This window comes from Alteromonas sp. 4NH20-0056 (assembly GCF_057539655.1).
In genome coordinates this window covers 85,404-100,649 of record NZ_BAAJLS010000005.1, presented here as the reverse complement: position 1 = coordinate 100,649, position 15,246 = coordinate 85,404, and the positions used below count along the sequence as shown (strand labels likewise).

Here is a 15,246-nt window from a genome sequence, read left to right as displayed (position 1 = left end):
ACACGTTTAATTTTTTAACTGACCGAGAAAAGAATGCTGAACGTCATTCCATTGATAACATATTAAGCTCAAACAAACCTGAGTCCTCGATAGGCAAACAATGGACATTAAACGCCTTAATAATCGACATCCGGTATGGCTGTCCTGCGTCGTACAAGCTATTGATTGACTTATTAAGCATAAATTCCCGGATATACCAAATTAATTGCTTCACGCACATCATCTGTATAGTTGTCTTCCACAGAATCTAGATACCTGTGAAACTCATCCCAGTTTCCTACAGAAAATATCTTTGTATCATAAGGTTCTAAAAGCATTAATTCAGGGTTCTCGCACCATTGCTTCATGGCCCTGTCTATAAAAATTGCATCGCTGTAAGGACCGAAAACAGAAATGCACTCAGAATCATAGAATAGTCCGGCCAGTTTCCGGCGTGCATTGATGGGGTTAGTGTATGCTCCGTTCTTGACCATCTTTCGTAAAACCGCAAAGATTCCACACGAAACCTTTATATTTGGAATGCTTGTAAAATAATGCGATGAAAAAAATGCGCTTATTCTGCTTAATCGCTCATCAATTTTCATGGTTGTTCTATCACAATGAAGTAGCGATTCTACGTACATCGTGTCCATTGGGGCATCCATATAACTCATCAGGTTTCCAGTTCCAACATTGGCAACCATCTGCAAATACTGATTAAGCAAAGATATCCCGTATCCTCTGGCCTCCATACTTACATCTTCTTCGAAGGAAGTTGTCAGTTTTGCCCAGTCCGGGAACAGATTTACCAGACCTTCGATTGCAGCAGCCTTTCCTTGTCGCATAGCCTCTAAGTCTCCCAAGTAGGGACGTAAATCGATCCAAATATAATCATCCCATCCATGGATTTCATCGCGAAATGCATCGCGCTCTTCGATAGGTTGAATAATTTCTGAATTGGACCTAAATGCGTCAAATAATCGATGCATTTGTTCCAGCTTGATCTCGTAGGCTTCTCTAAATTTATAGCCGCGTGCAGTTTGCTTTATGAATTTATAGAGGTTTTCTTGTTGCTCGTGTCTCCACAAGTGCGTTTCGTCTGTATGAACGGATGAATATGGACATACAACTAATTGCCTAGCAGCCATGTCTTTTATGCGATTGGCCGCATCTATAAATGATCGCTCTTGATCCCTAAAAGCATGAGACAGAAAAAACTGATCAAGATAAATTATCTTTTTTCGAATATCTGGGAGAGGGAACATTGTCCGTTCTCCACAACTATTACACCCTCTATTTAGGATGTTTCTACTGACATTGACGTTCCCATACTTTCCTGTAACACCGCACTTGGGGCATGGTTCATCGAGATATCTGGATATCAGCACGCTTTTTTCCTTGTGAGCTTAACAACTTAATATCGAACCCATGGGTCATTTATATAATTTGTTGGTTTTAATATATTAACTGCCGTGTTGCCAAAGATATATTTTTAATCATTAATTAATTTTTTAAGAAGATAAAACGATCATAGGAACGTTTTTTTGAATATAGGAGTAAGTCATTGAAACGTCTGTTTTACGCACTTTGTAGTCTATCAGTCATCTTTGACTGGCATCAATAGACAAGGATCAGGCTTTCCAAAGGCAGGCTCCAAACTGCTGTTTCAGATAAGAGAAGAGCGGCCGGTCGGAGTATATCAATAATCAAAAAGTAGTATGATACTCTTTTGTAGAGCATGACACTTTCGGTGTTTGTCAGCCTACACCAACCTACACTATTGTAAGTTTCCCAGAATACACATTCATCGCGCTATAAAACTCATACTCGCCTGGCGGATAAGCGGAAAAGTTCACCGATACTTGTTTATTAAGTTTGAGTCTTATCGATAATCCTAGCTCGGGAAAAAGTAGGTATTCAGAGCATAAATTTGAATCCGTTCTCAGAAAAACAATTTGATTAGCTTTACTAGCTTTCAATTTAACCCTTGGGGGTTGATAGTGAAAGTCTTTTACCTCGACTAAGATACTGTTGTGTCGATGTCGCTTTTTAATGTGCTGGCGAAAACTTAGTATTAGTAGTAAACATATTAAAAACAATGCGCCGCTAATCCATGGCATTTTAGAATCCTTTTATATAGTTCGCTGAACAGCTACTTTTTGTTTATAAAGAAACGCTCGTTCAAGCGATATTTAAGTTGGTTGGTACGTCTTGATTTATCAGGAGAGCGAATGAAAAAAAATAGGGCAGCCATTGCTACCCTCATTGGTTTGAGCAATGTCTAATTATTTATCGAACTCCACCATATCATGTTGGTATATTTCTCCTGTGACCACACTAGCGGTTGCAAAGTGTTCATCCTGCTTTTCTCCGAGACTCACTTTGCCCACAAACTCACGAGAATAGCCAGTTTCACCCTCATTTATAACAAGCTTATCCATTACCGTTCTGTAAACGTTAAATACATCGCCTGTTTCGAGGCTTTCTGTGTTTGCAACGCAAATAACAAGAGTGTTGTCATCTTTGACACTAACAACTTGGCCGCTCATTACATAATCATGGTATAAACTGTTGGCACAACCGCTTAGAAGCGCAGTTGCGATTAATATCAGTGTCGCTAATCTTAGTGTTTTATTCATTTCAAATTCCTTTAATACGTTTATCCTTAGCTCAAAACGCAACTACCTTGCTATCAAGCGGCGCAAACCATCATGCATATTAGTTGCTTGGCATCTATTTGTGTTCATGCACCTTTTTGGATTTTTCTACGGTATGCCCCATCATTTGCTCCATCATCTGAAGGCGCTTTTCCATCATGGACATTTTCATTTCAGCAGACATTTCCTTGCCATGCATCATGCTTGAATCACCTTTAGACTGATGCATCATGCCCATCATGTCTTGCATGCTTTTAGCATGCTCATTGAGCATTTGTTCTCGTTTCGCTGGGTCGTTTTCTTGTTTTGTTTTCTCTAAGGCACTGTTCATTTTTGTAATGTGTTCATTCATCTTTTCTATCGATGCATCATCCATCATATTCATCGGCATATGCGATTTATCGCTGTGTTGATGCGCACTGGTGATACTTAATGGGGAAAACATCAAAAGTGAGGAAAAAGCGATTATAAGTAGGTTTTTCATATTCAATTTCCTTGTTGTTGAGTTAATGATTTCTGTCTTTCGATGCAAACAAAATCTGCTTCTTGCATCAAATTTTGAAATGTAACTGTAATTCAAAATAAACGTTGTTTCACGGCAGAAGCATTACAATTTGATTACCTTTTGGTAATCAAACTTTGTGTAGTAATTAACTTGCAGGAGGGTTAAGCGGACTAGCATGAAAATGCGAAAGGTGGAAAAAAAATTTTGACAATAAGATAAACGCTGCCGACCCATTAATAACAGGAAATCGACAGCGCGGTGTTTTTAATTAGACCAATGAATATGCGTGATTTTCCAATCATCATTCAACTTTTCTAAACCTATGGTTTCGTTCCCAATATGGTTTACTTCTTTTCCTTTGTATTGCCCTTTCACCAAGCTTCTCGACAAAGATATTGCATGTGTGCCGTTTTCTTTTACATGATGCTCTATAATCTCAATTTGCATTTGTGACAAATACTTCATATCAGAGAGCATATGATGACTTGCATACTCTTGGGCGCTTCGCTCCACACCCTTTCCTTCAAAAATTAAAACATCATCTGCCAAAAGGCTTGCAGCTAAGTCGCCATTCCCTGTTTCTAAAGCTTTATGAAATTTAAGCACTAACGTCGCTGCATCGGAATCTGTTCCGCTAAAGTACTGTGATTCTTCGTTGTGTTTCTCATCTCCATGAGCATTAACTACTGCACTAAATGACAATAGAAATGCAAAAACAGTCAAGGGTCTTAAAGCAGTCATTTTCATAAACATTTTCCTTTTCTTATTTTGGCGAAAACGCCGATTATTTATGTTAAAGGTTCGGGCTCAGCGCAGTAGTTAACAGCGCTGTAAGAGACAAAATGAAAAGCCCAATAATGAACTCAAATTTGATTGATTTGAGTAATTTAAAGCGCACATTTTGATCGTTAGGTAGCCTAGGTACCCAAAAAAACTTATGCCCAGCTGCTAACGTGAGCATTAGAGCAACTGCAAAAAGTTTGGATAAAAAGGCAAGTCCATATTCGGTGAATATAAGGGTCGATGGGGAAGACAGTAGCTGTATCAACATTACTACACCAACCGTGACTAAGATAAACACCAACACTATGGCAATGTTACCGTAACGTTTCATGACGAAAGCTAATTCGGAGTGATTGAGTAATCTACAAGCAGTAATCAGTGGGTATAACGAGCCTACCCATGTCAAACCAATGAGGGAATGGATAACAATTTGAATTTCGCCCAACGTGACAAACTGACTAGCATGTCCGGTCAGGGAAAAAGTAAACGCTAGCGGCAATGAAAACATTGCGGTGCTTGTTAGCAGTAGCTTGAATGACACTAAACTCTGGTCACGTTTGAGTTTTTGTAATAGAAACCACGTAAGCAACGCGAACAAAACAAAGATAGCGCTACGAATTGCGGCAATAGTTCCTACCTGTGAGTGCCACATCATCTCCACCATGAAAGGAGAAAACATACCCGCTAATCCTTTCTCCGCCATATAGCCAGTCTGAAGAAAAAAACCAGCGACACTAGCAAAAAAACCAACAACTGAAAGCCGAAAAGAATAGTTTAAGGTAACCAGTTGCCAGCTTTTATGAGCCTTGAATGCTACGCGCTGCTTGCTGCCTTTTAAAAGTAACAAAGTAGCGCTAGAGCTCATAACACCCATCATCCCTAAATAGACTAGGAATTTGCCTAACACTAAAAATGCGGTCCACCATTCTGGCAACATATCGATTTACCTATTTAACTCTTGATAACTAATGAGTCATACCTGAATGATCCATCGAAGTATTTTTCATGTCTTTGTGCTTCATTCCTTTCATTTTTTTGCTCACATGCACCATAAATGAAAGCTGTCCCTTCATTTTATGACCGTCATCTCCCATAATGGTCCATGAGACTACGTAAGTATCCACAGCAAGCAAAGGTAAGCTGAAACTATAGTTTTTGTTTGCGTCCATCGAAGGTTCAAAGCCAACATCCACAAGCTCACCTTTTTTACTTTTAACCTTTAAGTCAACAAGACGCACATCATCTGCAAAATTGAGAGCCAGGTTGTCTGGACTTTCCATCAACATAGCATTGTCTTTCGGCATTGATGAGGCCAACGATGTATGAGCATATGCTTGTATGCTTAAGCTCATACTTAAAACAAAAAGTGCGATGATTATTGATTTCATATTATTTCCTTAATAGATAGTTTGTTTAAATAATGTAGTTGTTCTTGTTTGTTGTCGTAAAAAGTGAATCGTTGGTGATAGGCCGAATTTCACAGACGCATAGTCGCGGGCGAAAAAGTTCGCCACGCTACTACATGTCAATAGTCCTCTTATGAAATGTCGTTCCTTGCTTGAAGCTAGCATCAGAAAGTATCCGGCAAGTGTTGAATTTGCCTTCTCTTCCACAGAAAATAAATTGCGGGTAAAACCAACAAGGTCAGTAGTAAAGCGCTAACCATGCCACCAACCATCGGAGCAGCAATACGACTCATGACTTCAGACCCAGTGCCTGAGCCGTAAAGTACGGGTAATAAGCCAAATATTATGGTCGCTGTGGTCATCATAACCGGTCGGACACGTAATCCAGAGCCATGAATAACCGCTTCAGTTAACATGTTTATGGTGGGTTTGACGCCCTCAGATTTACATTTTTCGATTAAGGCTTGATACTCCTGATTTAAATAAACAAGCATAATTACGCCAATTTCTACGGCAACACCTGCAAGTGCAATGAAGCCGACGCCGACGGCAACTGAAAAGTTAAAACCCTCTATGTACATCAGCCAGATACTTCCCACCATAGACAGTGGTAAAGTCCCCATAATGATCGCGACTTCGATGAAGTTGCGAAAGTTGAGATACAGTAAAATAACGATGATAGCTATGGTCAAAGGAACCACATAGGTTAATTTCTCTTTAGCCCGCAACATATACTCATATTGTCCAGACCAGTTCACCGAATAACCTGCCGGTAAGACTAATTGCTCGCTCACTGCTTTTTGGGCTGAAACCACATAGGAACCAATATCTACACCATCGATATCCACATACACCCAGCCATTAAGCCGTGCATTTTCACTTTTAATACCTGGAGGACCATCTTCAATATACACATCCGCCACATCGGCCAAAGCAATTCGTTTACCCTGTGGTGTAACGATAGGTAATAAAGATAAGGACTCAGGCGATGAACGATAAGACTGAGGATAACGAACATTTACAGGGTAACGCTCTAAACCTTCAACACTCTGAGTCACATTCATCCCGCCGATAGCACTTGAGACAACTTGTTGGACGTCAGCGATGTTTAGACCATATCGTGCTGCCTTTTCGCGCTGAATATCTACTTTGACATAACGTCCTCCTGCGACACGCTCAGAATAAACAGAGGCAGTGCCGTTAACATCGGAAAGTATGATTTCAATTTGCTGTCCGATTTTCTGAATTTCCTTGAGATCAGGGCCACCAATTTTAATACCAACGGGCGTCTTTATACCTGTTGCCAACATGTCAATTCTAGTCTTAATTGGCATTACCCAAGCATTCGTTAGGCCCGGCAATTTGACCACTGAGTCAAACTCCTTTATTAAATCATCAGTTGTTAAGCCTTCTCGCCACTCCTCTTTAGGTTTTAATTGAATGAAGGTTTCTATCATCGTTAAAGGAGCCGGATCGGTTGCGGTATCAGCGCGACCTACTTTCCCAAACACGGTTTCGACTTCTGGGACCGTTTTGATCAGTTTATTGGTTTGTTGCAACAACTCTCGGGCTTTGCCAATCGATATACCCGCATAGGTTGTTGGCATGTACATCAAATCCCCCTCATCCAAAGGTGGGATAAACTCGCTGCCAATCTTGTTCACAGGCCACAAACCTATCGCTAGTACTAAAGCCGCAGCTAACATCGTTACCTTAGGGAAACGCAGAACAGTTCTAAGCGTCGGCATGTACAAAAAAGTTAAGAAACGATTGACTGGATTTTTGCTTTCAGCAAGTATTTTACCGCGCACAAAATATCCCATAAGAACGGGCACAAGCGTAATTGCAAGAGCTGCTGAGGCTGCCATTGCATAGGTTTTGGTAAAAGCAAGCGGTGAAAACATGCGCCCCTCTTGTGCCTCAAGCGTAAACACAGGCACAAAACTGACTGTTATAATTAGAAGACTGAAAAACAATGCAGGGCCCACCTCAGATGCTGAATCCACAACTATTTGCCATCTATTCTCTTTGGTTAAGGGGGTGCGCTCCATGTGTTTATGCATATTCTCAATCATCACAATCGCCCCGTCGCTCATCGCACCAATAGCAATAGCAATTCCACCCAATGACATGATGTTGGCATTAATACCTTGCATGTACATCACGATAATTGCTGTGATAATCCCTACTGGAATACTAATGATCGCAACAAGTGACGAACGTACATGAAACAAGAATGCAATACACACCAGTGCAACGACGATAAACTCTTCCACTAATTTCGATGCAAGGTTGTCTACCGCTCTTTCTATTAGTGCAGAGCGATCGTAAACCGTGACAATTTCGACCCCATCGGGTAAGCCTTTTTTAAGGTCTTCAAGTTTTGCTTTGACGCCGTCAATCGTTTTTTGCGCATTTTCACCAAAGCGCATAACAACGACACCGCCAACGGTTTCCCCTTCACCGTTTAACTCAGCTACCCCCCTTCGCATCTGTGGACCAAGACGAACATCAGCAATGTCTTTTACCAAAAGCGGCGTTCCATTTTCGTTTACACCCAAAGGAATGAGCTCAATATCCCTTTTACTCTCTATGTAACCTGTGGCACGGACCATGTATTCAGCTTCAGCCATTTCGATGACCGATGCGCCTACTTCCTGATTGCCGCGCTTAATCGCCGTTTGAATGTGAGAAAGCGGAATGCCATATGCTCGCAACTTCTCCGGATCGACCTGCACTTGATATTGCTTTACCATGCCTCCAATAGCTGAAACTTCAGAAACGCCTGGCACCGTTTGAAGCTCATACTTAAGGAACCAATCCTGTAAGCTTCGTAGTTGGCTGATATCGTTTTGTCCCGTTTTATCAACAAGTGCATAGAGATAAACCCAACCCACGCCGGTAGCATCTGGCCCCAATTGTGGTCTTGCGTTTTCGGGTAGATTAGGAGCAACTTGCGATAAATATTCAAGCACTCGACTACGCGCCCAGTACAAGTCGGTGTCGTCATCAAAGATGATGTAGACATAAGAATCGCCAAAAAACGAATATCCTCTCACTGTTTGTGCCCCGGGCACTGACAGCATTGCGGTAGTCAAAGGATAGGTAACTTGATCTTCTACCACTTGAGGCGCTTGTCCTGGATAACTAGTTTTTATAATTACCTGTACGTCCGACAAATCGGGTAATGCATCAACCGGCGTGTTTTTAATGGCAAACAACCCACCACCCACGAGAATAAGCGTAGCCAGTAGAACAAAAAATCGGTTATTGACCGACCATCTAATTATGGCAGCTATCATTGATGAGCTCCTTGATGGTCTGAATGATTAGAATGATCCATGTCTTGGGTATGGTTCATGTCTGTCATCGAGCCCATGATGTGGACAGTTGCCACTTCAAAACTTCCAGAGTCGGTTTTGACAATTTCCATGTGCAGTGACATACCGGCTTTCAATTCTTCAATAGCAACGCTATCGGCAACATCGAAATCCATTGTCATACTCGGCCATTCCCACTCATCAATAGGACCGTGATCAACGTTGATTTTTCTGCTCTCCATCATCACGTTATTTATGGTTGCCTCTGTCCAAACCGACATAATAGGCTCTTCCATACTGTGCATTACGTCATGAGCTGAATCAGTGCTCTCCTCAGAGCTATCCATGTCATTCATCGAATCCATGATATGAACGGTGGTTACTTCGAAACTTCCAGAGTCAGTTTTAGTGATTTCCATATGAAGTGACATGCCGGCTTTCAACTCATTAATGTCGACGCTTTCGGCAACGGTGAAATCCATTGTCATGCTCGGCCATTCCCACTCTTCAATAGCGCCATGATCAACATTTATCATTCTATGATCTGTCATCACGCTGTTTACGGTCGCCTCGGTATATACCGACTGCGCAGTCGCTTCAGGCTCCTCCATCCTTTTGAAATCAGAACTAATGCTGCTTTCTGAATCGAGTAAGAATTGTGCTGACGTAACGATTTTGTCGTTTAGTCTCAAGCCTGATAAGATCTCCGAATATTCATCAACTACCTGTCCTACTTCTACTGACACCGACTTAAACTTACCGTCTCCAAGTGCTAAAACCACTCTATCTTGGCTACCAGTTCTGATTACCGCCTCAGAGGGCACAAGTAAATTCTCACCTGTTAAGTCGGAATGGATCGTTACCTGAGCGAACATGTTAGGTTTTAGTGCATAATCATCATTGGTAAATCTCAGCCTGACTTTAAGCGTCCTAGTCGTTTCATCTAGGGTTGGATAGATATAATCAACCTCTCCTGTCCACTCTTTACCTGGGAGATATTCTAAAGTCATAGTCACAGGCAAACCCTCTTGAATTTGAGCAGACTGTCGCTCAAACACCTCAGCATCGACCCAAACTTTATCCAAGGCACCAATTGATAAAATTGTCAGTCCTGGCTTTACGTAAAACCCTTGACGCACATTCAAGTTATCAACAAAGCCAGTTTGGGGTGCATAGAAGGTTATTGTTTGCTGAACTTTACCAGTTGAGATAAGCGATTGAATCCCAGATTCTGGCATTTGCAGCGCTTTTAACCTTGTTTTTGAAGCCTCTATCAGCTCCCTATTTGAGCGTTTTAAGGCAATAAGATATTCTTCTTGAGCATTTACAAGTTCGGGAGAATAAAGCGCGTATAGTGGCTCGCCCTTTTTGACATATTCGCCCGCTGCTTTTACGTATAGCTCATCTATCCAACCCTCTACCCTTGGGTGAATATGAACGAGTGTGTCCTCATTATATTGGATATAACCTACTGTTTTTATAGGTACGTGCAAAGACCGCTTTTCTACTTTAGCAGTACGCACACCTAAATTGTTCACTACAGTTGGCGAAATCTTCACCGTACCTGGGCTATCGCCAGCGCCTTGTTCATCTTCGTAAACAGGTACTAAATCCATGCCCATAGGGGACTTCCCAGGCTCATCTCTTCTATAGTTTGGATCCATTGGCGCAACCCAATACAAAGGCTGCTTTTCTCCAGCATCCGCCTCACTATCATGTGAGTCATTTGAGCTTGGTAATATTGAGTAGGTCAGAGCTGTCATTACAGCGCCTGCTATTACGCCTATAGCGATTGCGTTAACAGTTTTCATTGGTTTGCTCCAAATTCAGATACAGCTTTAAGACTCTGCTCAGAAAAAAAGTAATTTAGTTGAATGTTTGTTTTAAGTAGTTCGACTTCGATTTCTAATGCGTCAATACGAGCATTTAGATCAGCAATCCTAGCTCTCACAACTTCAGCAAAATCACCGTCATCATTGGTATAAGCTGTTAACGAGGCTTCGGCTTGTTCGCTTGATTGCTGGAGAATATTCGTGCGATATAAGGTCTGTCTCTCCAACAGCCGTTCTCTTGCTGCAAATATGGATTGCAGTTGAGCAAGCATGCCTCTAAGCACTAATCGCTTTTCAGTTTTAATTGCTTCTGATTCGTTAACGGCGGCGCTTACTTCTTTATCTTGTTTATTTTCCGTAAATAAGGGGAGGTCAAAACTAATGCCAATCGAAAGAAAATCTGCACGGCTTCTGTCCATTTGATCATCCGCTCGATATGCATAACTGGCATTTACTCCCCATTGCGGCTTGTATTGTTGTTTCGCTAGTTCAATGCCAGTCTGACTAGACTTTATTCGGCTTTCAACAGCTCTTATTAGAGGATGCGAGATAAGTATATTTGCCAACATTTGTTGATTATTAGCTTTCAATATCTTGTAGTAGGCGTTCTCTATTCCTTCAATTTCTGGCAACGTTTTTGGTAGTTCAAGAGAGGCAACATTTACCGAGTTATTGAACGTGCCTGAATTGCCGCCGGTCAACCATTCTAAAAGTTCGGCCGAGGCTCTTTCTTTTTGAGAAGATAGCTTTGTGAGTCTGTCTTCAAGTCGCGCTAGTTCCAACTGCGCTCGGATAATATCTTGTTGCCTGACTTTACCGACGGCAGAGGAGTAATTCGCTTCTGCAATTTCACTGAGTTGTTCAAACAAAGATCTGTCTTTCTCAATTAGCGAAATGCTTTGCTGCGCTTGATAAACGTCTAACCACTTCATAGAAACGGCAACTTGTGTTTTGGCCATTCTGTCCAATCGCATAAATGGATGCTGCGTCGCCAATTCTTCGAGTTGCTTGCGTCTAATACTTAAGCTTTCTCCACGAGGAAACACCTGTGATATGCCCGCTTTAATTTGAGTCATAGGCTCTTGGTCGAATGCAAAACCATCAGTAGGGACGTTTGCCAACCCTAATGACACAACTGGATCAGGCAAAGTATCTGCGGCGATACTTGAAAAAATAGTCGCGTTTTCCCGATATTGGCTACCTTCCAACCAAGGGTCCTTTTGAATAGCTTGGGCAACAGCCTGCTGCAAAGTAAGGGGGGTCTTTTGTTCTGCTGATATTTGACTACTTGTTGTAACAAGCAAAATTAGGCATGCAAAGCCTTTAAAAGCACTCATCAGAATTGCTCCTCATACGAATTCACCTCTGCAAAAACCTCTGCTGTACCGTCATCTTTGAGCAATAACACTTGATATGGTCTGAATTGATCGCCGTTCTCCATTCCTGGACTGCCAACAGGCATACCCGGCACTGAGAGGCCGATAGATCCTTGCGGAACATTATCTAAGTATTTAACAATAAATTTGACGGGTATATGACCTTCGAAAACATACCCTTCAGTTGACACCGATGTATGGCAGGAGCGGTACATTGGTTCGATTCCGAGATCTTGTTTTTTAGTAGTGAGAAAAACAATATCATCTACATCGGTTTGGATGCCTTGCGATTCAGCATGATCAATCCATCCCTGACAACATCCACACGACTCGCGTTTAAAAACGTCCAACTTTAAACTCGACTCAATATCTTGGGAATTGGTCTTGTTTTGTTCAGTAGTAACTGATTCATTTGTGCATGCAACGACGATAGTCACTGAAATAAGCAGCACTAATATAGTAAAAAGCAATTTTATTGGCTTCATTTGATTTCTCTTTCTAACAATTTAAATGTCGGCCACAGCCTTTATCGGGCGGCGTTCGATATTGGAATTTTGACGAGCTTCGCCAAATTTTTGGAGTTAGGCTAAAGAGCGTTTTGGGGGACGTTGCAAGCGACCAAGGACAGCGTCGTCTGCATCCGTGATAAAAGTGTTGGGCTTGAGGGATTTGAAGTCGATTGGAGTTAAAATGTCAAAATTCACGAGCATCGCGATGGACACAATGCCTAGTGGACAAGCGCACCCGTCGCCACAGCAATCCGCGTCCATCTGACTCGTCTCATGACTATTTTGTGATGAATTGTGGTCGTTATCCATAAGGTGTTGCTCATGCATGTCGTTTTGCATGTCGCAGCCAGGGCTGGACATCGCAAACGAATCTGCAACTTGAGTGCTTAAAAATATTATAAGCAAAACAGTTTTAATGCATTTACTGACCACACCGACCCTTAATGAATAATCTAATACGACTTTACTATTCTTGAAATAACTTTGATAAGGTATTCTAAATATAGTTCCAGTTGAAGAGTATAGTTAAGCAACATGGCAGTGCGATTACCTGTTCATTACAATGTTGTAATCTAGTCAGAGCAATCGTTGGTTATTTTTATGCATTGGAATATATTGCTTGTGAGTGAGGTACGTTTTGTTGGCCCGAGTTGCAAGATCCAATCTCGAACACCCACTTGTTAAACATTTAGCAACACTAAGTACCGAAATCGCATTAAACATGACGTGAGTGAACTATGAAAATTTTGGTAGTCGAGGATGAAAAGAAAATCGGTGACTATATAAAGCAAGGACTAGCAGAGTCTGGATTTGTCATTGAACTCGTGCGCAATGGTTTAGACGGTCATCATAAAGCGATGACAGGCGAGTTTAATCTAATAATATTAGACGTCATGCTCCCAGATATTAATGGTTGGCGGATTTTAGAGTCATTACGTCAATCTGGCAATCAAACGCCGGTCTTGTTTTTGACAGCGAGAGATAGTGTAAATGACAGAGTAAAGGGTCTAGAGCTGGGCGCTGACGATTATCTAGTCAAGCCTTTTGCTTTTGCAGAATTGTTGGCTAGAGTCAGAACCCTTTTTCGAAGAGGAAATACAGTAGCTGCCAACCTGCTACAAGTCGCAGATTTACAAATGGATATCCCGTCTCGTGTTGTAAAACGCGCTGGCCAATCCATTAATTTGACGACAAAAGAGTTTTCGCTTTTAGAACTCATGGTCAGAAGACAAGGAGAGGTGCTCCCTCGCTCGTTGATTGCGTCTCAAGTATGGGATATTAATTTCGACAGCGATACAAACGTCATCGATGTAGCGATACGCCGCTTAAGAGCTAAGATTGATGATGCATTTTCCCCTAAATTGATTCAAACGGTTCGTGGTATGGGATACAAGCTAACAACTGATGAAGAGCAAAATTAAAAGGCAAAAGCCGTACTCAATTTCCTTTCGAACAATGGTATTTGTGGGAATAGCTATCTTCGTGTGTTTGTGCGTTATGGGCGCACTCGTAGTCACCTCCATCGAAGATCATTTTCAAGAACAAGATGCCGACGAGCTTGATGAGGTGTTTCATGCCATTAAGTTAAAGCTCGAAAAGTCACATAATCAGTCAGTACAACCCAGTAAGCTTTTATTTCAGGCTGTTTCAGGTCATCATGGTGTGTACTATTATGTTGAGGATGCCGAAGGAGATACAATATTTTCAAGCGAAGGAGCCGACTTTTCTTTCTTTCCTAAAACAGCCAAAACATACACATCAATTAATCCCGCAGACATGCTGTTATTTAGCGATGAAAACCATATGCATAGAGCCATTAAATTAGGTTTTAACACGCATGATACTAGCTATACCATCATCGTTGCTTCAAACATGGAATTTCATATGACATTTATGAACAGCCTTTTGAAATCGATTATTGGCATCATTATTTGTTCGGGCATTATTACAGTCTTAGCTGCGCGTTTTGCGATTTACAGAAGCCTATCACCATTAAGAAAGCTTACGCGAAAAATTGAAACCATCACCGCCGATAATCTTGATATACGACTAAACCCAGATGAGGTACCGGAAGAATTAATCACTCTAGTAAATTCTTTCAATACCATGATTGAGCGGCTTGAGGATGGATTTGAAAAACTATCCCACTTCTCAGCCGATATCGCGCATGAATTACGAACCCCAATAACTAGCTTAACTACCCAAACCCAAGTGATGTTGGGACAAGCTCGGTCAAATGACGAATATGCTGACATACTTTATTCGAATTTAGAAGAATATGAGCGTATGACGAAAATGGTAAGTGATATGCTGCTATTAGCTAAAACCGAGCACGGTCTTATCAAGCCATCAATTGAACCTTTAGATATTCAACAGGAAATATCAAGCCTACTCGATTACTTTAATTTACTCGCTGACGAAAAGCATATAAACATCCAAGTCACCGCATCCGCCCTTACTATTCAATGCGATAAAACCATGTTCCGACAGGCAATAGGAAATCTGATTTCAAATGCGATTAGACACGCTCCTAGTAATAGTACGGTAGAGATCAAAACGGAGTCCAAAGGAAAAAAGCAGAAAATAATGGTGTTAAATAACGGGGAGAAAATTGAGCCTCAGCATATTCCCAAATTGTTCAATCGTTTCTATCGAGTTGACCCATCTCGACAAAGAGATGGGCAAGGTACAGGCCTTGGATTGACTATTGCTAAATCTGTGATGAAAATCAATGGAGCCGATATGTATGTCGAATCAGATGAAAGTAAGACGGTTTTTATTATCGAGTTTAGCGATACTTAAAAATAAGATGATGACGACGGGTAATCATGTTTGGAAAATTGCTAATTTATCGGGCTATTTATTGAGATCGCAATATG

General features: G+C 41.4%; 13 protein-coding genes. 2 read left to right on the top strand and 11 right to left on the bottom strand.

The features are described 5' to 3' along the window. Positions 1–173 precede the first annotated feature (173 nt). The 11 genes from AC27EZ_RS10920 to AC27EZ_RS10870 all read right to left on the bottom strand — a co-directional run bounded on the left by AC27EZ_RS10920 (position 174) and on the right by AC27EZ_RS10870 (position 12,343). Complete coding sequence (locus AC27EZ_RS10920; protein WP_421131531.1) at positions 174–1,244, bottom strand: hypothetical protein; 1,071 nt, start codon at positions 1,242–1,244, stop codon at positions 174–176. A gap of 507 nt (positions 1,245–1,751) precedes the next feature. Then, on the bottom strand, positions 1,752–2,099 hold the full coding sequence (locus tag AC27EZ_RS10915) for a cupredoxin domain-containing protein (RefSeq protein ID WP_013783923.1): 348 nt from the start codon (positions 2,097–2,099) through the stop codon (positions 1,752–1,754). A 165-nt stretch (positions 2,100–2,264) separates the two neighbouring features. Then, a complete protein-coding gene (locus AC27EZ_RS10910; protein WP_013783922.1) occupies positions 2,265–2,618 on the bottom strand; it encodes a hypothetical protein in 354 nt (117 codons plus the stop codon). Positions 2,619–2,712: 94 nt separating this feature from the next. Then, positions 2,713–3,120 carry a hypothetical protein gene (locus AC27EZ_RS10905; RefSeq protein WP_421131532.1) on the bottom strand — a complete coding sequence of 136 codons (408 nt, stop codon included), beginning with the start codon at positions 3,118–3,120 and terminating at the stop codon, positions 2,713–2,715. Between the two features lie 285 nt (positions 3,121–3,405). Beyond that, the gene (locus tag AC27EZ_RS10900; RefSeq protein WP_421131533.1) at positions 3,406–3,888 is read right to left on the bottom strand and encodes a YybH family protein; all 483 of its coding nucleotides are present in this window, start codon (positions 3,886–3,888) and stop codon (positions 3,406–3,408) included. Positions 3,889–3,934: 46 nt separating this feature from the next. Further along, the gene (locus AC27EZ_RS10895; protein ID WP_013783919.1) at positions 3,935–4,861 is read right to left on the bottom strand and encodes a copper resistance D family protein; all 927 of its coding nucleotides are present in this window, start codon (positions 4,859–4,861) and stop codon (positions 3,935–3,937) included. 28 nt (positions 4,862–4,889) lie between these two features. Beyond that, positions 4,890–5,312, bottom strand: a complete 423-nt coding sequence (locus AC27EZ_RS10890; protein WP_487135357.1) for a copper resistance CopC family protein — start codon at positions 5,310–5,312, stop codon at positions 4,890–4,892. Between the two features lie 182 nt (positions 5,313–5,494). Further along, a complete protein-coding gene (locus AC27EZ_RS10885) occupies positions 5,495–8,632 on the bottom strand; it encodes an efflux RND transporter permease subunit (protein WP_421131535.1) in 3,138 nt (1,045 codons plus the stop codon). Continuing rightward, positions 8,629–10,461, bottom strand: a complete 1,833-nt coding sequence (locus AC27EZ_RS10880) for an efflux RND transporter periplasmic adaptor subunit (RefSeq protein ID WP_421131536.1) — start codon at positions 10,459–10,461, stop codon at positions 8,629–8,631. Before AC27EZ_RS10880 ends, AC27EZ_RS10885 begins: the two co-directional genes overlap by 4 nt. Beyond that, complete coding sequence (locus AC27EZ_RS10875; RefSeq protein ID WP_421131537.1) at positions 10,458–11,819, bottom strand: TolC family protein; 1,362 nt, start codon at positions 11,817–11,819, stop codon at positions 10,458–10,460. The genes AC27EZ_RS10880 and AC27EZ_RS10875 overlap by 4 nt, the downstream gene beginning before the upstream one ends. Then, positions 11,819–12,343 (bottom strand): DUF411 domain-containing protein, encoded by a 525-nt coding sequence (locus AC27EZ_RS10870; protein ID WP_421131538.1) that lies wholly within the window; start codon positions 12,341–12,343, stop codon positions 11,819–11,821. Before AC27EZ_RS10870 ends, AC27EZ_RS10875 begins: the two co-directional genes overlap by 1 nt. 761 nt (positions 12,344–13,104) lie before the next feature. Between AC27EZ_RS10870 and AC27EZ_RS10865 the strand changes: the two genes are divergently transcribed. Next, positions 13,105–13,788, top strand: coding sequence for a heavy metal response regulator transcription factor (locus AC27EZ_RS10865; protein WP_421131539.1), 684 nt, complete (start codon positions 13,105–13,107; stop codon positions 13,786–13,788). Then, positions 13,772–15,169, top strand: coding sequence for a heavy metal sensor histidine kinase (locus AC27EZ_RS10860; protein ID WP_487135356.1), 1,398 nt, complete (start codon positions 13,772–13,774; stop codon positions 15,167–15,169). Before AC27EZ_RS10865 ends, AC27EZ_RS10860 begins: the two co-directional genes overlap by 17 nt. The last annotated feature ends 77 nt before the right edge of the window (positions 15,170–15,246 follow it).

Bases quoted from the DNA above. Each gene is read 5' to 3' on its own strand.
- AC27EZ_RS10920 (WP_421131531.1), bottom strand. From the start codon at position 1,244: ATGTTCCCTCTCCCAGATATTCGAAAAAAGATAATTTATCTTGATCAG.
- AC27EZ_RS10915 (WP_013783923.1), bottom strand. From the start codon at position 2,099: ATGCCATGGATTAGCGGCGCATTGTTTTTAATATGTTTACTACTAATA.
- AC27EZ_RS10910 (WP_013783922.1), bottom strand. From the start codon at position 2,618: ATGAATAAAACACTAAGATTAGCGACACTGATATTAATCGCAACTGCG.
- AC27EZ_RS10905 (WP_421131532.1), bottom strand. From the start codon at position 3,120: ATGAAAAACCTACTTATAATCGCTTTTTCCTCACTTTTGATGTTTTCC.
- AC27EZ_RS10900 (WP_421131533.1), bottom strand. From the start codon at position 3,888: ATGAAAATGACTGCTTTAAGACCCTTGACTGTTTTTGCATTTCTATTG.
- AC27EZ_RS10895 (WP_013783919.1), bottom strand. From the start codon at position 4,861: ATGTTGCCAGAATGGTGGACCGCATTTTTAGTGTTAGGCAAATTCCTA.
- AC27EZ_RS10890 (WP_487135357.1), bottom strand. From the start codon at position 5,312: ATGAAATCAATAATCATCGCACTTTTTGTTTTAAGTATGAGCTTAAGC.
- AC27EZ_RS10885 (WP_421131535.1), bottom strand. From the start codon at position 8,632: ATGATAGCTGCCATAATTAGATGGTCGGTCAATAACCGATTTTTTGTT.
- AC27EZ_RS10880 (WP_421131536.1), bottom strand. From the start codon at position 10,461: ATGAAAACTGTTAACGCAATCGCTATAGGCGTAATAGCAGGCGCTGTA.
- AC27EZ_RS10875 (WP_421131537.1), bottom strand. From the start codon at position 11,819: ATGAGTGCTTTTAAAGGCTTTGCATGCCTAATTTTGCTTGTTACAACA.
- AC27EZ_RS10870 (WP_421131538.1), bottom strand. From the start codon at position 12,343: ATGAAGCCAATAAAATTGCTTTTTACTATATTAGTGCTGCTTATTTCA.
- AC27EZ_RS10865 (WP_421131539.1), top strand. From the start codon at position 13,105: ATGAAAATTTTGGTAGTCGAGGATGAAAAGAAAATCGGTGACTATATA.
- AC27EZ_RS10860 (WP_487135356.1), top strand. From the start codon at position 13,772: ATGAAGAGCAAAATTAAAAGGCAAAAGCCGTACTCAATTTCCTTTCGA.